Consider the following 18,176-nt stretch of genomic DNA (forward strand, 5'->3'; position numbering starts at 1 on the left):
GCCCCATGAAAACCAACCTCACCTCCTCGGCCACCTCGAATCGGCGCGGCATGCATAGGCGCGGCATGCTCCAGACCTTGACGGGCGGCATCGTTTTGCTGGGCAGCGGACTGCTGTGGCAATCAACGGCCTTCTCGGCCGACGAGGCAGTCCGCATCCCGCCCCCTGCCATGGACATGCCGGCCACCGGGCCCGCGCCGCAACGTGCCATCTTTGCCGGCGGCTGCTTCTGGGGCGTACAGGGCGTGTTCCAGCATGTCAAAGGCGTGCTGCGCGCGGTGTCGGGCTATAGCGGGGGCACGCCATCCACCGCTTCCTATGCGCTGGTCAGCCGCGGCAATACCGGACATGCCGAATCGGTAGAAGTTAGCTTCGATCCGTCCCTGGTGAGCTATGGACAGCTGCTGCAGATATTTTTCTCGGTGGTTCATGATCCCACCCAGCTCAACCGGCAGGGCCCGGACACCGGAACGCAATACCGCTCGGCCATTTTCGCAACCAGTCCTGCCCAGCTCAAGACCGCTCAGGCCTATATCGCGCAGCTTGAGGCGGCTCGACTGTATCCCAAGCCCATCGTCACCCGCCTCGAAGACAGGGCAAGCTTCTATCCGGCCGAGCTCCACCACCAGGACTTCATGGCCGCAAACCCGCGTCACCCGTATATCGTCTTCAATGATCTGCCCAAGGTGAACAACCTCCAGCGCCTCTTCCCCGACCGCTACCGCAGCGAACCGGTTCTGACCCGGAAAACGCCTTCGTAGCGATCCTGCGACCTGGGCCACAAGCGCAACAGCCTTGGGCGCAAGTGAGGGCGCGACTCGGTTTGCCTACAATTTGATGCATGCAGCAAAGCCCTCATTCCCCATCCGACACGGATGCCGTCGTGGAGCGGATCGTCCAGCTTTATGAACGATTGGCCCCAAGCCATCTGCAGCAACTGGACAGCTACTATGCGAGCGATGCGTACTTCAAGGATCCCTTCAATGAAGTGCGCGGCGTGCCCGCAATCGCCGGTATCTTCGCCCACATGTTCGACACGCTGCAGGAGCCGCGCTTTGTCGTCACCGAGCGGCTGGTGCAGGATCGGCAGGCCTTTCTGGCCTGGGAATTCCGCTTTCGCCTGCGACGCTGGCGGCCCGGCTCCGAGCAATGCATACGAGGCGCCAGCCTGCTTTGCTTCGATGCGCAAGGGCTTGTCTGCCAGCATCGCGATTACTGGGATGCGGCGGAAGAACTATATGAAAAGTTGCCTTTGCTTGGTATCTTGATGCGCTGGCTGCGCAACGCAGGTTCGGCTTCCAGAAAGACTCCCCATGCTCACCGTTCATCATCTTGAAACGTCACGCTCGCAGCGCGTACTCTGGCTCCTGGAGGAGCTCGGCGTTCCCTACGAACTGCGTCGTTACCAGCGCGACCCCGCAACCCGCCTGGCGCCACCGGAGCTCAGGCTCGTGCATCCGCTGGGCAAGTCGCCGGTGATTACCGATGCGGACGTCGTGGTCGCCGAATCAGGCGCCATCATCGAGTACCTGGTTGAACGCTATGGGCATCTGGCGCCTGCGGAACTATCGCACCTCGAGCCCCTGCGCGGGACCCAAGAGCACCGTGAGTGCCGCTTCTGGATGCACTATGCCGAGGGCTCGCTGATGAACTGGCTGGTGATGAAACTGGTTTTCGACACCATACCGCGTCAGCCCATGCCTTTTCTCGTGCGCCCCATTGCCCGCGCGCTTTGCATGCGGGTACAGCAAAAACTCGTTGCACCCAATGTGCAGACAGCGCTGGCATTCATGGAAGCGCATCTGGCAGAACATCGCTGGTTTGCCGGCGAGCACCTGAGCATGGCCGACTTCCAGATGAGCTTTGCCGTTGAAGCGGCTCTGGTCCGCAGTGACAGCAAGAGCGCCTGGCCTCATCTGATCGCCTATCGCCAGCGCATGCATGCACGTGCGGCCTACCAGAGGGCCTTGAGCAAAGGCGGGCCGGTGCTCATGCCATCCTGAGGCTTCGGCCCGATTCCGCCAAACGGGTCCATGCTCCTGCGCGGATGGCACCAGGAACCGGCGCACCCGCGGGCCACGTCTTCAGCGGGCTGCAGCCAGCCCGTCAAACGTGGTGCTCGTCACCCAGTCGATGATCTGCGCATTCGTGTACTGACCCGACTCCTTGAGCAAGGCCACGACGGGATCGCAGGCCCTTGCGAACAGCGTATACAGCACCAGCTCGGGAGGCAGCGCGGCGTGCAATTGGCCGCTGGTCTGGGCTTCGGTGATCCAGATGCTGAGCCGGTTGCTCAGGGCAATCAGACGGTCCATGTAGGCATCGTTGGATTGCAACGACGCGCTGAGATTCGAGTTCTGCGCAGGCAGGGACGGCATTTCTCCCTCTAGCTGCGTCTGCATGGCCCAGCGTGTGACGGCCTTGAGCTGATCCAGCGGGCGCGTGGGCGAGCCGGCCTCGGCCGCCTCACGTGCCGCGTCGCGCAGGCCGTCCACAAAGGCCAGGGCACGATCCAGCACACCGACCATGGCGGCACCCGCCAGTTCCTCCTTGGAGGTGAACAGCTTGTAGAGGCTGGCCTTGGCCATGCCCGCTTCGGCCGCGACTTCATCCACCGTCATGGCGTCGTAACCCTTGGTGGCCAGCAGCCGGTTGACGGCCACCACGATGGCCTGTTCTCGCACGCGCTGAATCTGCTGTTTGATGGAGGAGCGGCTTGTCATGCTTCTATTTTAGACCTGATAGGCCATACCCCATACTAGATAGTGCAAAGTGGAAATGTTTGGTTTATAGTTTGAACTCATCAGTTCATGATTTGACCTTTTTGGTACAAACGGACTGCACAACCAGGAAAGGCATTCCCATGCATCGCATTGCAGTCATAGGCTCAGGGGTTGCGGGTCTGGCCGCGGCCCGGCGCCTGGCCGGCGCACCGGGCCAGCACCGCGTGACATTGCTGGAAGCGGGCCACCATTTCGGCGGGCATGCCAACACCGTCGATATCACGCTGGAGGGCGTGACACAGGGCGTCGACACAGGCTTTCTGGTGTTCAATCACCGCACCTATCCGCTGCTGACGCATCTGTTCGAAGAACTGCAGGTGCCGACGACGGCTGCCGAGATGTCGTTTTCGGTCCAGGTTCCCCGCACCGGTGGGCGTGCCGGCCTTGAGTGGAGCGGCAGTTCGCTGGGGACGGTGTTTGCGCAGCGAAGCAACCTGTTTCGCCCCCGTTTTCTGACCATGCTGGCAGAGATCCTGCGCTTCAATCGCCTGGCCACGCGCATTGCCCAAGAAGGCAACGAGGCCCGGCTGCACGGTTCCATCGAAGCCTTTCTGGATGAGCACGGCTTCGGCACCGGCTTCCGCCAGGACTACCTGCTGCCCATGATGGGCTGCATCTGGTCATGCCCGACGGACCAGATGCTGCGCTTCCCGGTTGCCACTCTGATCCGCTTTTGCCACAACCATGGCCTGATCCAGGTCTCGAACCGGCCTCAGTGGTACACGGTGCGAGGCGGCTCGCGCCAGTATGTGCGGCGCATGCTGGCCGCGCTGCAGCAGGATGGCCGCCACGATGCCCGCCTGAATGCACCCGTCCTGGGCATTCGCCGCGTGGACCATGGGGTGTTGCTGCAGATGGCACACGGCACGGAGCACTTCGATGCCGTAGTGCTGGCCTGCCACAGCGACCAGGCCCTGCGCCTGCTGGGCCTCGACGCCACGCCTGATGAGCGCAGCGTCCTGGGTGCCATACGCTATCAGCCCAACCATGCCGTGCTGCACACCGATGCCGGCGTGCTCCCGACCCGCAAGGCAGCCTGGGCGGCATGGAACTACGAACGCGCGGCCGATGCGGGAACCCAGCAAACTGGCGTCTGCCTGCACTATCTGCTCAACCGTCTGCAGCCCCTGCCATGGCAGCAGCCTGTGATGGTGTCACTGAATCCGGTGCGCCCCATCGACGACAGCAAGGTCCATGCTCGCATTGCGTACAGCCACCCGGTGTTCGATCTGGCGGCCATCGAGGCCCAGAGCCGGGTGGGGACACTGCAGGGCCGCCGCCGGACCTGGTTCTGCGGCGCCTGGTGCGGCTACGGATTTCACGAAGACGGACTGCGTTCAGGCCTGGATGCGGCCGATGGTCTGCTCGACGTCCTGCCGGACCTGTCTGCGAGTCCCGCCATCAGGGGGGCAGCATGAATGCCCGTCCGCTTGTCGGCTTCGGACATGTCTGGCACCGCCGCCTGAGGCCCGTCGAACATGCCTTCCGGTATCCCGGCTACTTCCTCATGCTGCCGCTGCGCAGCCTGCGCGTGCAGCCCGATGCCGCATTGCGGCGTAACCGGCCGGGCTTGATCAGCTTTCACGACAGCGACCATGGCGCGGGAGACGGCGATGCCCTGGCCTGGTTCGAGCGGGTACTGGAGGACGAGGGCATTCAGGATGCCGACGGCGAAGTCTGGTTGCACACGTTTCCGCGCGTACTGGGTTATGTCTTCAAGCCCGTGAGTTTCTGGTATGCCCACCGCAGCGATGGTTCTCTGGCCGCCGTGCTGGCCGAGGTCAACAACACCTTTGGCGAGCGCCATGCCTATCTGTTGGCTGGCCCGGATCTGGCCTGGGGCTGCGAGCAGGTGGCTCGCAAACAGTTCCACGTGTCGCCATTCTGCGACGTGCAGGGCGAGTATCGCTTTCGCTTCGAACGCAGCGAGAGCAGCACCCTGGTGCGCGTGGACCTGCACGACGACAGCGGTCCTCTGCTGCAGACCAGCGTGGGCGGCACGCTGCATCCGCTGGATGCCAGCACCGTGCGCCGCGCCTTCTTCGGCACTCCCCTGATGACACTGGGCGTCATTGCCCGCATCCACTGGCAGGCGCTGCGCCTTTGGGCCAAGCGCCTGCCCTTCCATGGCAAACCCACCAAGCCCGAGCGCTTCGTCACACGATGAACACCACCGCCGCCCCCCTGCTCAGCCCCAAAGCCGCAGCACCGCGCCGCACGCCCGCGCGAGTGCGCCGGGTGCTGAACCTGCTCGAACGCCTGCCCCAGGGTCGCCTGGATCTGGTGCAACCCGATGGACGACTGCTGCACCTGCCCGTTGCGGCCGCAGCATCGTGTATCGCCGACGCACACTGCGTGCTGCACGACTGGCAGGCGCTTGAGCGCACACTGAAATCGGGCGATATCGGCCTGGCCGAAGCCTATATTGCCGGTGAATGGGACAGCCCCGACCTCGCCGCGCTCCTTCGGCTGTGCATGGCGAACCGTGACCATGTCCAGGCGCTGATCTACGGCAGCTGGTGGGGCCGGCTGGCCTACCGCCTGCGCCACCTGCTGCAGCGAAATACGCGGGCCGGAAGTGCCAGGAACATCCACGCCCATTACGACCTGGGCAATGACTTCTACCAGCTGTGGCTGGATCCCGGCATGAGCTACAGCGCCGCCTGGTTCGAAGGTCGCACGGGCGAGTCGCTGTCACACTCAGACCTGCAGGCCGCTCAGCAGGCCAAGCTCAGGCGCACTCTGACCGAGGTGCGGCTGCAGCCCGGACAGCGCCTGCTCGAAATCGGCTGCGGCTGGGGTGGCCTGGCAGAGACTGCCGCCCGCGAATTCGGTGCACGGGTCACCGGCGTGACGCTGTCGCGCGAGCAACTGCACTGGGGCCAGCAGCGCATGCAACAGGCCGGACTTGCCGATGCCGTGGAGCTGCGTTACCAGGACTACCGCGACCTGCCTGCCCTGCATGCCCGCGAGCCCTTCGATGCCATCGTCTCCATCGAGATGTTCGAGGCCGTGGGCCGAGAGTACTGGCGCGGCTACTTCCGGACCCTGCGCGACTGTCTCAAGCCCGGAGGCCTGGCCTGCGTACAGACGATCACTCTGCGCGAAGACCTGTTCGCCCGCTACTTGCGCTCCACCGATTTCATTCAGCAGTACATCTTCCCGGGCGGGCTGCTGCCCAGCATTGCAGCCTTCGAGGACGAGGCCCGTCGCGCCGGTCTCGTCGTGGAAGGCCGCATGGCCTTCGGCCGCGACTACGCGGAAACGCTGCGACGCTGGCGCCAGTCCTTCGAGCACCAGATCGACGCCGTGCGTGCACAGGGTTTCGACGAGCGCTTTGTGCGCATCTGGCGCTTCTATCTCGCTTACTGCGAGGCAGCCTTTGACGCCGGCAACACCGATGTCGTCCAGTTCACGCTGCGCAGGCCACAGCCATGACCGCCCTTCCACCCCGCGCACACCGCCGCCAGACCCTGGTCTGGAGTGCGGCCTTCGTACTTGCCCCATCACTGACCTCCATGTCCAACCTGATCCATGCCATGACCCCTGCCGCAGAGCTTCCCGGAGAACTGCGCAGCCCCCTGCCCGCCGGACGCCTGGTCGGCAAGGGCGTACTGCGCTTCTTCGGCCTGCGCGTCTACGAGGCGCGGTTGTGGGCAGCACCGGGGTTCATGCCTGATGACTACGCCCGCCATCGGTTCGCACTGGAGTTGGTCTATGACCGCAAGCTCGAAGGCCAGGCCATCGCAGAACGATCCATCGCGGAAATGCGCAGAGTGGGCAGTTTCACGGAGGAGCAGGCACGCCAATGGCTGGAGCTGATGAAACAGGCCTTCCCCGACGTCCAGGCCCAGGATCGGCTGCTGGGCCTGAACGACGGCCAGGGAGAGGTGCGCTTCTTCCACAACGGCCGTCAGACCGCTCAGCTGCGCGATGCAGAGTATGCACGCCTGTTCTTCGGCATCTGGCTGTCACCCCAGACGTCGGCTCCCGCCATGCGCAGCTCGCTGCTGGGCCTGGGCTGATCGGCTGCGGAGCATGCCATGGACCCGCATCCGGCCCACCCACACACGCTGCCCTGGCGCACGGGCCTGGCCTATGGTGCTCTGGCGGCACCGCTGGCCTTCGCGTCGCTGCCTTTGTATGTGAACCTGCCCTACCACTACGCCAGCGTGGCCGGCGCCCCGCTGGCGGGACTGGGTGCCGTGCTGCTGGCCACGCGGGCCTTCGATGCCCTGGTCGACCCGGCCATCGGACGCTGGGTCGACCGTCTTCTGAGTCGCGGCGTGATTTGCACGGCAGGTGCGGCGATCCTGGCCAGCCTGCTCATGGCGCTGGGCTTCGGCGCCCTGTGGCATCCCCCGTTCGATGCGCAGAACTCGGCGGGCCTGCTGGGATGGCTTGCCTTCAGCCTGCTGGTGTGCACACTGGCCTACAGCATCCTTGTCATCCTCCATCAGGCGTGGGGCACGCGCTGGGGCGGCGACCCCGCCTGGCGTGCACGTGTCACGGCCTGGCGCGAGGGAGCCAGCCTGTCAGGCGTGCTGCTGGCCAGCATGCTGCCGACCTGGCTCGGACTGGATGCGACCACCGCCTTTCTCGCCCTTGGCCTGGCACTGGGCCTGGCGGGCCTTCTGCGTCTCAAGGTGCCCGTCGCACCACAGCAGCCCGCCGCCGTACCTCTACCTTCACCGTGGGCGAATGCAGGCTTCAGGCGACTGCTGGCAATCTTCATGCTCAACGGTGTGGCAGCCGCCATCCCCGCCACCCTGCTGCCTTTCTTCGTGGCCGACCGACTGCAGGCCTCCGCTCTGCAGCCAGCGTTGCTGCTGTGCTTTTTTGGCGCCGCGGCCTTGGGCCTGCCGCTCTGGGTGAAGGCCGTTTCGCACTGGGGCCTGGCACCCAGCTGGCGGATCGGAATGCTGACCAGCGTGCTGGCCTTCGGCTTCACACCCTGGCTCGGCGAAGGCGACGGCATGGCTTTCGCCGTCATCTGCCTGGCCAGCGGCCTGGCCCTGGGCGCGGATCTGGCCTTGCCGGGTGCGTTGCTCACGGGCGTGATCCACGAATCCGGCGACGGCGGCCGAAGCGAAGGCCGCTACCTGGGGTGGTGGACCTGCGCCACCAAACTCAATCTGGCCCTTGCTGCAGGTCTGGCACTGCCACTGCTGTCGGCTGCCGGATATCGCAGCGGTGCCAGCGAGCCTGCAGGCCTGCAAGCTCTGGCCTGGGCCTATGGCGGCCTGCCCTGCCTGCTCAAGCTCGCGGCAGCGGCCCTGCTCTGGCGCGCCGAGCGTCTGCATTCTTCATGGAGGCACACATGAGCCACATCACACGATCCATCGCGTTTTCGCCACTGCGGCGCGCCTGCCTGGGCGCTGGACTGGCGCTGACCCTTGCGGGTTGCGCCGGGCCTTCCGTGCAGGACTATGCCAAAGAGCAGCCCCCACTGGACCTGCGCCAGTATTTCAACGGGCCGCTCACGGCCCACGGCATGTTCACGGATCGCTCGGGCAAGGTGGTCAAGCGTTTCACCGTGCGCATGACGGGCCGTTGGCAGGGCGAGGAAGGCACGCTCGACGAGCACTTCGTCTACAGCGACGGCAGCACGCAACAGCGCATCTGGCATCTCCGCCATCTGGGCAATGGACGATACAGCGGCCGCGCTGACGACGTGGTGGGCGAAGCCCTGGGAGAAAGTGCCGGCAATGCCTTCCGATGGAGCTATGTACTGGCACTGCCCGTGAATGGAAGAGTCTGGAACGTCAGCATGGATGACTGGATGTACCTGATCGACGGCCGCACCCTGCTCAATCGCACCGCCATGAGCAAGCTGGGCCTGCATCTGGGCGATGTGACACTTTCCATCTCCAAGGAGTGATGATCATGTCGCTGCTCTCTGCACGGCTGAACCCGCCACTGCATGACTGGCAGGGTCGCTCGGCCTGGATTCTGGGAGCCTCTTCGGGCATTGGCCGCGCCACGGCCGAAGCGCTGCACCGGCAAGGAGCCAGGGTGATCGTTTCCGCGCGCCAAGGCCAGGCACTGCAGGATTTCGCGCACAGCCACGACGGCTGCATGGCACTGCCGCTGGACGTGACCGACGCAGCCGCCATGGCTGCCGCTGCCCGGACGGTGCTGGGTCATTGCGGCAAGGCACCGGACCTGATTCTGTATTGCGCTGGCCGCTACCAGCCCCAGCGCGCCACCGCTTTCGACCTCGACGAAATGCAACGTCACCTGGCCGTGAACTATGGCGGTGCCCTGCTTCTGCTCGATGCCGTGCTTCCGATGCTGCTGGCGGCAGGGCAAGGCCATCTGGCACTGGTCGGATCGGTGGCCGGCTACCGCGGGCTGCCGATGTCCCTGGCCTATGGCCCCACCAAGGCAGCACTGAACAACCTGGCCGAGAATCTCTATCTGGACCTGCACGGCCGGGGTCTGGGCGTATCCATCATCAACCCCGGGTTTGTCGATACCCCGCTGACGGCTCAGAACCACTTCAACATGCCGGCCCTGATCGACGCCGACGAGGCGGCCAGGCACATACTGCGGGGCTGGGCCCAGGGACGTTTCGAGATGAACTTCCCGCGCCGCTTCACTCGCTGGATGCGATTGCTGCGCTGCCTTCCCGACGCCTGGTATTTTTCAGCCGTGCGCCGCATCACCGGCCACTGAATTCACAGGTGCCGAGGGCCTTGCGTCCCGGCAATCCGGCTCGGCCAGGCGAAAGACAAAAACCCTCTTGAATCAGGGACTCAAGAGGGTCTGGCATCTGGTGGGTGATACATGGATCGAACATGTGACCCCTGCCGTGTGAAGGCAGTGCTCTACCGCTGAGCTAATCACCCGATGGGCTTTATTGTATCAGGGATTGACGCTCACATTTTCAAAGTTGCGCCAGACCGTCTTGCCGCCGCTGGATTTATCCATCTGCTTGAGCACGTCGTCGTGGGCGGCCCGCTCCTGCTCATTGGCGCGCAACACCGGCAACTTGAAGCTCCTCAGATCCACCGAAGCAACGACGATCGAACCGGCCACCGGGGCATCGGCAGCCTCCTCGGTCATGAGCAAGGCATCCTGACCGCGTGTGAGATTGATGTAGACATCCGCCAGCAGTTCCGCATCCAGCAAGGCGCCGTGCAGCGTGCGATTGGAATTGTCGACCCCCAGACGATCGCACAGCGAGTCCAGCGAATTGCGCTTGCCCGGGTACATCTCCTTGGCCATGACCAGGGTGTCGATGACGCCCGCCACACATTGCTTGAGCGGCGGGCGCTTGGCCAGCTTGAGCTCGTTGTTCAGGAAGCCCAGGTCGAACGGCGCATTGTGGATGATGAGTTCCGCGCCTTGCAGATACTCCCAGATCTCGTCGATCTTTTCCTCAAACCGCGGCTTGTCCTTGAGGAACTCCGTGGTGATGCCGTGCACGCGCAAGGCATCGGGATGGCTGTCGCGACCCGCATTGAAGTACAGGTGCAGATTGTTGCCAGTGAGCTTGCGGTTGACCAGCTCCACGCAGCCCAGCTCGATCAGACGGTCGCCGTCAATGGGAGACAGACCCGTGGTTTCCGTATCCAGAACAATTTGACGCGACATTCAATTTCTCCCAATTACCTGCGGCGCTCACATCGCCCAACAATTTCTAAAACAAGCGCGCACCAAAGGCAGGACACCGAGGAAGCGCCGCCGCGCACCGAGGGTGTCGTCCCCCTCCCCTAGCGCGAAGCGCGTAGAGAGAGGGGAAGGCGCAAAGCGCCTCAGGGGGTGCTCAGTGATTTTCCTTGGCGTGATTGATGGAGTACTTGGGGATCTCCACCGTCACATTCTCGCGCGCCAGAATGGCCTGGCAGGACAGGCGCGACTGGGGCTGAAGGCCCCAGGCCTTGTCGAGCAGGTCTTCTTCCTCTTCCTCCGCCTCGTTGAGGGAGTGGAAGCCCTCCTTGACGATGACATGGCAGGTCGTGCAGGCACAGCTCATGTCGCAGGCATGCTCGATATTGATGCCGTTGTCCAGCATGGCTTCACAGATCGACGTGCCGACCGGCGCTTCGATTTCCGTGCCATTGGGACAGTATTCGGCGTGAGGGAGAATTTTGATGATAGGCATTGTTCTGTTTATGCATTAAATGGTGTTGACACTCTTGCCGGCCAGCGCCTGCTGGATGCTGCGATTCATGCGTTCTGCCGCAAACGACTCAGTTCCCTTGGCCAGGGCCTGCGTCGCCCCCTCCACGACGGCAGGGTCATCGCTGGCGACGGCCACGCGCAGCGCGGCCATCAGGCCATCGATGCTGTCGCGCTGCTCGGCACTGAGCACATCGCCATCCAGCTCCAGCGCGCTCTGCGTGGCCAGCAGCATGCGATCGGCATCCACGCGGGCCTCGACCAGTGCACGGGCCTTCATGTCCTCCTGGGCCGTGGCAAAACCCTCCTGCAGCATCTGCGCAATCTGGTCGTCCGAGAGGCCATACGACGGCTTGACATTGATATGGGCTTCGACGCCGCTGATCTGCTCCTTGGCGCTGACGGACAGCAGGCCGTCCGCATCCACCGTGAAGGTCACGCGGATGCGCGCCGCCCCGGCTGCCATGGGCGGAATGCCGCGCAGCTCGAACCGCGCGAGGCTGCGGCAGTCCGCCACCAGGTCGCGCTCGCCTTGCACCACGTGAATGGCCAGCGCGGTCTGTCCATCCTTGTAGGTCGTGAAGTCCTGTGCGCGGGCCGTGGGAATGGTCTCGTTGCGGGTGATGATGCGCTCGGACAGCCCCCCCATGGTTTCCACGCCCAGTGACAGCGGGATCACGTCCAGCAGCAGCAGATCGCCGGCGGTGTTGTTGCCGGCCAGCTGGTTGGCCTGAATGGCCGCGCCCAGCGCCACCACTTCGTCGGGGTTGAGATTGGTCAGCGGCTCGCGGCCGAAGAAATCTGCCACGGCCTGGCGAATCTGCGGCATGCGGGTGGAGCCGCCGACCATGACCACACCCTGCACCTCGTCGCGGCTCAGGTCCGCATCCTTGAGCGCACGGCGCACGGCCGAAAGGCTCTTGCTGGTCAAGTGAGCGGTCAGCGCAATGAACTCCTCACGCTTGACGTCAAACGACACTGGACCTGAGGAAATTTCAGCAACAAACGCTACCACTTCTGCATCAGTCAAGGCCTGCTTGCATTGACGCGCGGCGATACGCCAGGCGGTCTTGTCTGCCGCCGACTCCAGCTGGGTGCCGGTCTTTTCCGCCACCCAGGCTGCCAGCGCGTCATCGTAGTCGTCGCCACCCAGTGCCGAATCGCCGCCGGTGGCGATCACTTCGAACACGCCCTGTGCGAGACGCAGCACCGAGATATCGAAGGTGCCGCCCCCCAGGTCGTAGACGGCGTACACGCCCTCCGCCGCATTGTCCAGACCGTAGGCAATGGCTGCCGCCGTGGGCTCGTTGATCAGGCGCAGCAGATTGATGCCGGCCAGCTTGGCCGCATCCTTGGTGGCCTGGCGCTGGGCGTCGTCAAAGTACGCAGGCACGGTAATGACGGCGCCGTAGAGTTCGTCATCAAACGTGTCTTCGGCGCGGAAGCGCAAGGTCGCCAGAATTTCGGCGCTGATTTCCACGGGGGTCTTGGCACCGTCCACGGTCTCGATGGAGATGACACTGCCGTCCTCGCTCTTGAAGCGATAGGGCAGCTTCTCGGGCGATTCGATATCCGCCAGGCTGCGTCCCATGAAGCGCTTGGCCGAGCTGATGGTGTTGGTGGCGTCCTGAGCCTGAGCAACCTTGGCATCGAAACCGATCTGGCGGCGGCCCATTTCCATGTAGCGCACCACCGACGGCAGCAGCACACGCCCCTGATCGTCAGGCAGGCATTCGGCCACGCCGTTGCGCACGGCAGCAACCAGAGAATGCGTGGTGCCCAGGTCTATGCCCACGGCAATGCGTCGCTGATGGGGATCGGGGGATTGGCCGGGCTCGGAAATCTGCAAAAGCGCCATGAAATTCTTCTTTTGAAACGTCAGAGGCCAGCGTGGCTGGCCCGCTCAAGATGGATACGCCATGCGCCAAGGGCGCAAAGCGTTGCTCTGGGTCTTATTGTCCCAGTTGATCGCGACGGCGATCCACATCTTGCGCAAATCGCGCAACAAACATGAGGGCTCTCACCTGCTGCACGGCAGCGGCGGCATCGCCAGCCTCGTCCAGCAAACGGCCGCATTCGGCAAGCATCTGTTTCTTGGCGGCGAGCATTTCGGCCTCCAGAGCCTCGAGCTCCTGCTCGCTGCCAGCATCCTCGAGCGCTTCGCGCCACTCCATCTGCTGCATCAGGAATGCCGCTGGCATGGCCGTGTTGTCTTCAGCCCGCACCGGGGCGCCCGCCAGCTCGCACAGATAGGCCGCGCGCTTGAGCGGGTCCTTGAGGCGCTGATAGGCCTCGTTGATGCGCACCGACCATTGCATGGCCACGCGCTGCGCGGCCGCGCCCTGCGCCGCAAAACGGTCGGGATGCGCCTCGCGCTGCAGCTCTTTCCAGCGTGCGTCGATCTGGCTGCGTTCCTGCGCAAACTTGCGCAGCAGGCCAAACAATTCAAAGTCGTCAGATTGCAGATTCATGGCATTAAAAAACCGCCTGCAGCAAAGCTGAGGCGGTTCCGTTCTTACGCTTGGGCGCTACACACGCCAGGGACACCGAGCATGAGCCGCCTCGCAGCGAAGGTGTCGTCCCCTTGGGGGGAAGGCGCGAAGCGACTCAGGGGGGAAATCAAATCCTGAAGCTCTCGCCACAACCGCAGCGATCACGCTCGTTGGGATTGTGGAACTTGAAGCCTTCGTTCAGGCCCTCGCGCACGAAATCCAGTTCCGTGCCGTCGATATAGGCCAGGCTCTTGGGGTCGATCAGCACCTTGATGCCATGGTCTTCGAACACCACGTCATCGGGCTGGACCTCGTCCACATACTCCAGCTTGTAAGCCAGACCGGAGCAGCCGGTGGTTTTCACGCCGAGACGCACGCCAATCCCCTTGCCGCGACGTGAAAGATAGCGGTTCACATGACGGGCCGCCGCCTCGGTCATTGAGATGGCCATGGCCTCAGGCTTCCGTTGCTGTGCGCTTTGCGCGGTAGTCGTTCACGGCCGCCTTGATGGCGTCTTCGGCCAGGATGGAGCAGTGAACCTTGACCGGTGGCAGCGCCAGCTCTTCGGCGATCTGGCTGTTCTTCAAGGCCGCCGCCTCGTCCAGCGTCTTGCCCTTGACCCATTCGGTCACCAGCGAAGACGAGGCGATCGCGGAGCCGCAGCCATAGGTCTTGAAACGTGCATCCTCGATCACGCCGGTGGCGGGATTGACCTTGATCTGCAGCTTCATCACGTCGCCACAGGCGGGCGCACCCACCATACCCGTGCCCACGGAGTCATCGCTCTTGTCGAACGAGCCAACGTTGCGGGGGTTTTCGTAGTGGTCAACAACTTTTTCGGAGTAAGCCATGGTGTCTACCTCTTGAACTCTTTGTAATCTGTGCTTAGTGTGCAGCCCACTGAATAGTGCTGAGGTCGATGCCGTCTTTGTACATCTCCCACAGCGGGCTCAGCTCGCGCAGCTTCAGCACGTTTTCGCGGATCGACTTGATCGCGTAGTCGATCTCCTCTTCCGTCGTGAAGCGACCAAAGGTCATGCGCAAAGAGCTGTGTGCCAACTCATCGCTGCGGCCCAGGGCACGCAGCACATAGCTGGGCTCCAGGCTGGCGGATGTGCAGGCGGAACCCGAGGACACGGCCAGTCCCTTGATGCCCATGATCAGCGACTCGCCTTCGACGAAGTTGAAGCTCATGTTCAGGTAATGGGGAACACCGTTGTCCATATCGCCGTTCACGAACACCTGCTCCAGATCCTTGAGGCCGTCGAGCAGGCGCTGGCGCAGCGCACGGGCGTGCTCCAGATCCTTGGCCATCTCTTCCTTGGCAATCCGGAAAGCCTCGCCCATGCCCACGATCTGGTGGGTTGCCAGCGTGCCGGAACGCATGCCGCGCTCATGGCCGCCGCCGTGCATCTGCGCTTCCAGGCGCACGCGCGGCTTGCGGCGCACATACAGCGCACCGATGCCCTTGGGGCCATAGGTCTTGTGCGATGCCAGGCTCATCAGGTCGATGGGCATGGTCTGCATGTCCAGCTCCATCTTTCCCGAGGCCTGAGCGGCATCGACGTGGAAGATGATGCCCTTTTCACGGCACAGGGCACCGATGGTGTTCAGATCCTGAACCACACCGATCTCGTTGTTCACGGCCATCACGCTGGCGAGGATGGTGTCGGGGCGGATGGCCGCCTTGAACACCTCGATGTCCAGCAGACCGTTTTCCTGCACGTCGAGATAACTGACTTCGAATCCCTGGCGCTCCAGCTCGCGCATGGTGTCCAGCACCGCCTTGTGCTCGGTCTTCACCGTGATCAGGTGCTTGCCCTTGCCTTGGTAGAAATGCGCTGCTCCCTTGATCGCCAGGTTGTCCGACTCGGTCGCACCGCTGGTCCAGACGATTTCGCGCGGGTCGGCACCGATCAGATCGGCCACCTGCTTGCGGGCCTTCTCGACGGCTTCTTCGGCTTCCCAGCCCCAGGCATGGCTGCGCGATGCGGCGTTGCCAAAATGTTCACGCAGCCAGGGAATCATGGCGTCCGCCACGCGGGGATCCACCGGGGTGGTTGCACCGTAGTCGAGATAAATGGGAAAGTGCGGGGTCATGTCCATGACTGGCTCGTCTTGTTTTTGGCTGACAAATCGTGAGGAATCGATGCACCTCGTGGTGCCATCAGGGCGAGAAAACATGCCGCACAGCCATGCATGCATCCAGGCCCTGACTATCGGAGTCGGGCTTCAGGGTGATCGGGTTGCGGCCCGGGCAGTGCCCGAGCGGCTCCGGATCAGGATTTGGCGAAGGCGTTACCCAGGGCGAACACCGAATTCGGTGCATTCACGCGGATGGGCTTGACCACGGGCGCGGTGGAGATCGCGCGACGCACCACCGGCTTGTCCTCGATCTGGATGCCCTTGGCCAGCTGTTCGTCCACCAGCTTCTGCAGGGTGACGGAGTCCAGGAATTCCACCATGCGCTGATTCAGCGCGGCCCACAGCTCATGGGTCATGCAGCGTCCGGCTTCGCCCAGACAGTTTTCCTTGCCGCCGCACTGGGTCGCATCGATGGGTTCATCCACCGAGACGATGATGTCGGCCACGGTGATGTCCGTTGCCTTGCGGGCCAGCGTGTAGCCGCCGCCGGGGCCACGGGTGGACTCCACCAGTTCGTGGCGACGCAGCTTGCCGAACAGCTGCTCCAGATAGGACAACGAAATCTGTTGACGCTGGCTGATGGCAGCCAGGGTCACGGGGCCATTGTTCTGGCGCAGTGCCAGGTCGATCATCGCGGTCACCGCAAAGCGGCCTTTGGTCGTAAGACGCATACGAGCTCCTTCAGTCAGGATTGTTCGTTACAGAAACGCACGCCTGGTCACAGTACCTAGACGGGCACAGTCTCCGCCCTTACTCCGTCCTGTAATTAGGTTCAGAGCCCTTCTGTGAGGGAAGTTTGTTGTTGAGTGTTTGACGCAAGTATATCACATTCCCCATCAATTTTGTCGGGTAACAACGCACACCCACGCAATAACCCTGAGGTCTGCGAAGACATCGTCCTAGGGTGCCGCACCGAACAGTTGCTGCTTGAGCCGCGAGAGCTGGTCCCGCACACGCGCGGCCTGTTCGAACTCCAGATTCCTGGCGTGCTCGAGCATCTGCTTCTCCAGGCGCTTGATCTCCTTGGCAATGTCCTTCTCCGACATATCCTCGACACGCGCCTGCTGCAGGGCCTGTTCCTGCAGTCGCTCGGCCTCCTTGCCACTCTTTTCGCTATACACACCATCAATCAGGTCTTTCACCCTCTTGACAATCTGCTTGGGAACGATGCCATTGGCTTCGTTGAAAGCCATCTGTTTCTCGCGCCGTCTTTCGGTTTCGCCGATGGCTTTCTTCATGGACTCCGTGACGCGGTCCGCATAGAGAATCGCCTTGCCGTTGACGTTGCGCGCAGCGCGGCCGATGGTCTGGATCAGACTGCGTTCGGCGCGCAGAAAGCCTTCCTTGTCGGCATCCAGGATCGCCACCAGCGAGACCTCGGGAATGTCCAGTCCTTCGCGCAGCAGATTGATGCCCACCAGCACATCGAAGGCACCGAGGCGCAGGTCGCGGATGATTTCCACGCGCTCCACCGTGTCCACGTCGGAGTGCAGATAGCGCACCTTCACCCCGTTGTCGGTCAGATATTCGGTCAGCTGCTCGGCCATGCGCTTGGTCAGCGTGGTGATGAGCACGCGCTCCTGCAGCTCCACGCGCTCGCGGATCTCCTGCAGCACGTCATCGACCTGATGGATGGCCGGCCGCACTTCGATCTCGGGGTCGACCAGACCGGTGGGACGCACCACCTGCTCCACCACCTGCCCCGCGTGGGTCTTCTCGTACTCGGCGGGCGTGGCAGAGACAAAGACCACCTGACGCATGCGCTGCTCGAACTCCTCGAACTTGAGCGGGCGGTTATCCAGCGCGGATGGCAGGCGAAAGCCATATTCGACCAGTGTGGTCTTGCGCGCCCGGTCGCCGTTGTACATGGCGTTGAGCTGGCCGATCATCTGATGGCTTTCGTCCAGGAACATGATGGCATCGCGCGGCAGATAGTCCGTCAGGGTGCTGGGCGGATCACCGGGCCTGGAGGCAGAGAGATGACGGGTGTAGTTTTCGATGCCCTTGCAGTGCCCCACTTCGCTGAGCATTTCCAGGTCGAAACGCGTGCGCTGCTCCAGGCGCTGCGCCTCCACCAGCTTGCCCATGCCCACCAGCTGCTTGAGGCGCTCGGCCAGCTCTTCCTTGATGGTCTCCACGGCCGCCAGCACCTTGTCGCGCGGCGTCACATAGTGGCTGCTGGGATAGATGGTGAAGCGCGGAATGTTCTGGCGCACCCGGCCCGTGAGCGGATCGAACAGTTGCAGGCTCTCCACCTCGTCGTCGAACAGCTCGATGCGCACGGCCAGCTCGGAGTGCTCGGCCGGAAAGACGTCGATGGTGTCGCCGCGCACGCGAAAGGTGCCGCGCGAGAAATCCTGGTCGTTGCGCTGGTACTGCATGCGAATCAGCTGCGCGATCGCGTCGCGCTGGTTGAGCGTGTCGCCCGCGCGCAGTGTCATGATCATGCGGTGGTAGCTCTCGGGCTCGCCGATGCCGTAGATGGCCGAGACGGTGGCGACGATCACCACATCGCGCCGCTCCATGATGCTCTTGGTGCAGGACAGGCGCATCTGCTCGATGTGCTCGTTGATGGCGCTGTCCTTTTCGATGAACAGGTCGCGCTGGGGCACATAGGCTTCGGGCTGGT

20 protein-coding genes and 1 tRNA gene are annotated in these 18,176 nt (G+C 63.4%); 10 read left to right on the forward strand and 11 right to left on the reverse strand.

Annotation, left to right across the window (positions count from 1 at the left end; translation table 11 throughout):
• The first annotated feature begins 5 nt into the window (after nucleotides 1-5).
• From msrA to E2583_RS02675, 3 genes are all read left to right on the forward strand, one after another.
• Nucleotides 6-761 carry a peptide-methionine (S)-S-oxide reductase MsrA gene (gene msrA, locus E2583_RS02665; protein WP_291592964.1) on the forward strand — a complete coding sequence of 252 codons (756 nt, stop codon included), beginning with the start codon at nucleotides 6-8 and terminating at the stop codon, nucleotides 759-761.
• A gap of 80 nt (nucleotides 762-841) precedes the next feature.
• Nucleotides 842-1,336: a nuclear transport factor 2 family protein gene (locus E2583_RS02670; RefSeq protein WP_291592966.1), complete on the forward strand. Its 495-nt coding sequence runs from the start codon at nucleotides 842-844 to the stop codon at nucleotides 1,334-1,336.
• Nucleotides 1,314-2,003, forward strand: a complete 690-nt coding sequence (locus tag E2583_RS02675) for a glutathione S-transferase (protein WP_291592968.1) — start codon at nucleotides 1,314-1,316, stop codon at nucleotides 2,001-2,003. Before E2583_RS02670 ends, E2583_RS02675 begins: the two co-directional genes overlap by 23 nt.
• Nucleotides 2,004-2,084: 81 nt before the next feature.
• Here the strand turns inward: E2583_RS02675 and E2583_RS02680 are convergent, their stop codons facing one another.
• A complete protein-coding gene (locus E2583_RS02680; RefSeq protein ID WP_291592970.1) occupies nucleotides 2,085-2,723 on the reverse strand; it encodes a TetR/AcrR family transcriptional regulator in 639 nt (212 codons plus the stop codon).
• Between the two features lie 140 nt (nucleotides 2,724-2,863).
• Here E2583_RS02680 and E2583_RS02685 point away from each other — a divergent pair, with 140 nt between their 5' ends.
• From E2583_RS02685 to E2583_RS02715, 7 genes are read left to right on the forward strand one after another with little or no spacing between them, the layout of a single operon-like run.
• A complete protein-coding gene (locus tag E2583_RS02685) occupies nucleotides 2,864-4,201 on the forward strand; it encodes an NAD(P)/FAD-dependent oxidoreductase (RefSeq protein ID WP_291592971.1) in 1,338 nt (445 codons plus the stop codon).
• Nucleotides 4,198-4,950 carry a DUF1365 domain-containing protein gene (locus tag E2583_RS02690; protein WP_291592973.1) on the forward strand — a complete coding sequence of 251 codons (753 nt, stop codon included), beginning with the start codon at nucleotides 4,198-4,200 and terminating at the stop codon, nucleotides 4,948-4,950. Before E2583_RS02685 ends, E2583_RS02690 begins: the two co-directional genes overlap by 4 nt.
• Complete coding sequence (locus E2583_RS02695; RefSeq protein WP_291592974.1) at nucleotides 4,947-6,221, forward strand: cyclopropane-fatty-acyl-phospholipid synthase family protein; 1,275 nt, start codon at nucleotides 4,947-4,949, stop codon at nucleotides 6,219-6,221. The genes E2583_RS02690 and E2583_RS02695 overlap by 4 nt, the downstream gene beginning before the upstream one ends.
• The gene (locus E2583_RS02700; RefSeq protein ID WP_291592976.1) at nucleotides 6,218-6,808 is read left to right on the forward strand and encodes a hypothetical protein; all 591 of its coding nucleotides are present in this window, start codon (nucleotides 6,218-6,220) and stop codon (nucleotides 6,806-6,808) included. Before E2583_RS02695 ends, E2583_RS02700 begins: the two co-directional genes overlap by 4 nt.
• A gap of 18 nt (nucleotides 6,809-6,826) precedes the next feature.
• Nucleotides 6,827-8,107 carry an MFS transporter gene (locus E2583_RS02705; protein WP_291592978.1) on the forward strand — a complete coding sequence of 427 codons (1,281 nt, stop codon included), beginning with the start codon at nucleotides 6,827-6,829 and terminating at the stop codon, nucleotides 8,105-8,107.
• Nucleotides 8,104-8,664 (forward strand): DUF3833 domain-containing protein, encoded by a 561-nt coding sequence (locus E2583_RS02710; protein ID WP_291592979.1) that lies wholly within the window; start codon nucleotides 8,104-8,106, stop codon nucleotides 8,662-8,664. Before E2583_RS02705 ends, E2583_RS02710 begins: the two co-directional genes overlap by 4 nt.
• 5 nt (nucleotides 8,665-8,669) lie before the next feature.
• The gene (locus E2583_RS02715; protein ID WP_291592980.1) at nucleotides 8,670-9,461 is read left to right on the forward strand and encodes an SDR family oxidoreductase; all 792 of its coding nucleotides are present in this window, start codon (nucleotides 8,670-8,672) and stop codon (nucleotides 9,459-9,461) included.
• A gap of 98 nt (nucleotides 9,462-9,559) precedes the next feature.
• On the opposite strand, the gene E2583_RS02720 is transcribed toward E2583_RS02715, so the two are convergent.
• The 10 genes from E2583_RS02720 to uvrB form a co-directional block, all read right to left on the reverse strand.
• Nucleotides 9,560-9,634: transfer RNA gene (locus E2583_RS02720), tRNA-Val, on the reverse strand.
• Between the two features lie 16 nt (nucleotides 9,635-9,650).
• Nucleotides 9,651-10,382: a DNA polymerase III subunit epsilon gene (gene dnaQ / locus E2583_RS02725; protein ID WP_291592981.1), complete on the reverse strand. Its 732-nt coding sequence runs from the start codon at nucleotides 10,380-10,382 to the stop codon at nucleotides 9,651-9,653.
• A 172-nt stretch (nucleotides 10,383-10,554) separates the two neighbouring features.
• A complete protein-coding gene (fdx, locus tag E2583_RS02730) occupies nucleotides 10,555-10,893 on the reverse strand; it encodes an ISC system 2Fe-2S type ferredoxin (protein WP_291592982.1) in 339 nt (112 codons plus the stop codon).
• Nucleotides 10,894-10,908: 15 nt separating this feature from the next.
• Nucleotides 10,909-12,768, reverse strand: coding sequence for a Fe-S protein assembly chaperone HscA (gene hscA, locus E2583_RS02735; RefSeq protein WP_291592983.1), 1,860 nt, complete (start codon nucleotides 12,766-12,768; stop codon nucleotides 10,909-10,911).
• A gap of 94 nt (nucleotides 12,769-12,862) precedes the next feature.
• Entirely contained in the window at nucleotides 12,863-13,381 is a 519-nt protein-coding gene (gene hscB, locus E2583_RS02740; protein ID WP_291592984.1) for a Fe-S protein assembly co-chaperone HscB, read from the reverse strand.
• A 148-nt stretch (nucleotides 13,382-13,529) separates the two neighbouring features.
• A complete protein-coding gene (iscA, locus tag E2583_RS02745) occupies nucleotides 13,530-13,853 on the reverse strand; it encodes an iron-sulfur cluster assembly protein IscA (protein WP_003054214.1) in 324 nt (107 codons plus the stop codon).
• Between the two features lie 4 nt (nucleotides 13,854-13,857).
• A complete protein-coding gene (gene iscU / locus E2583_RS02750; RefSeq protein WP_003054213.1) occupies nucleotides 13,858-14,253 on the reverse strand; it encodes a Fe-S cluster assembly scaffold IscU in 396 nt (131 codons plus the stop codon).
• Between the two features lie 34 nt (nucleotides 14,254-14,287).
• A complete protein-coding gene (locus E2583_RS02755) occupies nucleotides 14,288-15,508 on the reverse strand; it encodes an IscS subfamily cysteine desulfurase (protein ID WP_291593009.1) in 1,221 nt (406 codons plus the stop codon).
• 173 nt (nucleotides 15,509-15,681) lie between these two features.
• Nucleotides 15,682-16,218, reverse strand: coding sequence for a Fe-S cluster assembly transcriptional regulator IscR (gene iscR / locus E2583_RS02760; protein WP_003054211.1), 537 nt, complete (start codon nucleotides 16,216-16,218; stop codon nucleotides 15,682-15,684).
• A 228-nt stretch (nucleotides 16,219-16,446) separates the two neighbouring features.
• Nucleotides 16,447-18,176: excinuclease ABC subunit UvrB (gene uvrB / locus E2583_RS02765; RefSeq protein WP_291593011.1), on the reverse strand; the 1,730-nt coding region annotated here is incomplete at its 5' end.

It is taken from the genome of Comamonas sp., from assembly GCF_009360615.1.
GTDB lineage: Bacteria > Pseudomonadota > Gammaproteobacteria > Burkholderiales > Burkholderiaceae_C > Comamonas.

What these genes read in the sequence shown, in the direction of transcription:
- msrA (WP_291592964.1), top strand. Translation starts at nt 6, where the DNA reads ATGAAAACCAACCTCACCTCCTCGGCCACCTCGAATCGGCGCGGCATG.
- E2583_RS02670 (WP_291592966.1), top strand. Translation starts at nt 842, where the DNA reads ATGCAGCAAAGCCCTCATTCCCCATCCGACACGGATGCCGTCGTGGAG.
- E2583_RS02675 (WP_291592968.1), top strand. Translation starts at nt 1,314, where the DNA reads ATGCTCACCGTTCATCATCTTGAAACGTCACGCTCGCAGCGCGTACTC.
- E2583_RS02680 (WP_291592970.1), bottom strand. Translation starts at nt 2,723, where the DNA reads ATGACAAGCCGCTCCTCCATCAAACAGCAGATTCAGCGCGTGCGAGAA.
- E2583_RS02685 (WP_291592971.1), top strand. Translation starts at nt 2,864, where the DNA reads ATGCATCGCATTGCAGTCATAGGCTCAGGGGTTGCGGGTCTGGCCGCG.
- E2583_RS02690 (WP_291592973.1), top strand. Translation starts at nt 4,198, where the DNA reads ATGAATGCCCGTCCGCTTGTCGGCTTCGGACATGTCTGGCACCGCCGC.
- E2583_RS02695 (WP_291592974.1), top strand. Translation starts at nt 4,947, where the DNA reads ATGAACACCACCGCCGCCCCCCTGCTCAGCCCCAAAGCCGCAGCACCG.
- E2583_RS02700 (WP_291592976.1), top strand. Translation starts at nt 6,218, where the DNA reads ATGACCGCCCTTCCACCCCGCGCACACCGCCGCCAGACCCTGGTCTGG.
- E2583_RS02705 (WP_291592978.1), top strand. Translation starts at nt 6,827, where the DNA reads ATGGACCCGCATCCGGCCCACCCACACACGCTGCCCTGGCGCACGGGC.
- E2583_RS02710 (WP_291592979.1), top strand. Translation starts at nt 8,104, where the DNA reads ATGAGCCACATCACACGATCCATCGCGTTTTCGCCACTGCGGCGCGCC.
- E2583_RS02715 (WP_291592980.1), top strand. Translation starts at nt 8,670, where the DNA reads ATGTCGCTGCTCTCTGCACGGCTGAACCCGCCACTGCATGACTGGCAG.
- dnaQ (WP_291592981.1), bottom strand. Translation starts at nt 10,382, where the DNA reads ATGTCGCGTCAAATTGTTCTGGATACGGAAACCACGGGTCTGTCTCCC.
- fdx (WP_291592982.1), bottom strand. Translation starts at nt 10,893, where the DNA reads ATGCCTATCATCAAAATTCTCCCTCACGCCGAATACTGTCCCAATGGC.
- hscA (WP_291592983.1), bottom strand. Translation starts at nt 12,768, where the DNA reads ATGGCGCTTTTGCAGATTTCCGAGCCCGGCCAATCCCCCGATCCCCAT.
- hscB (WP_291592984.1), bottom strand. Translation starts at nt 13,381, where the DNA reads ATGAATCTGCAATCTGACGACTTTGAATTGTTTGGCCTGCTGCGCAAG.
- iscA (WP_003054214.1), bottom strand. Translation starts at nt 13,853, where the DNA reads ATGGCCATCTCAATGACCGAGGCGGCGGCCCGTCATGTGAACCGCTAT.
- iscU (WP_003054213.1), bottom strand. Translation starts at nt 14,253, where the DNA reads ATGGCTTACTCCGAAAAAGTTGTTGACCACTACGAAAACCCCCGCAAC.
- E2583_RS02755 (WP_291593009.1), bottom strand. Translation starts at nt 15,508, where the DNA reads ATGGACATGACCCCGCACTTTCCCATTTATCTCGACTACGGTGCAACC.
- iscR (WP_003054211.1), bottom strand. Translation starts at nt 16,218, where the DNA reads ATGCGTCTTACGACCAAAGGCCGCTTTGCGGTGACCGCGATGATCGAC.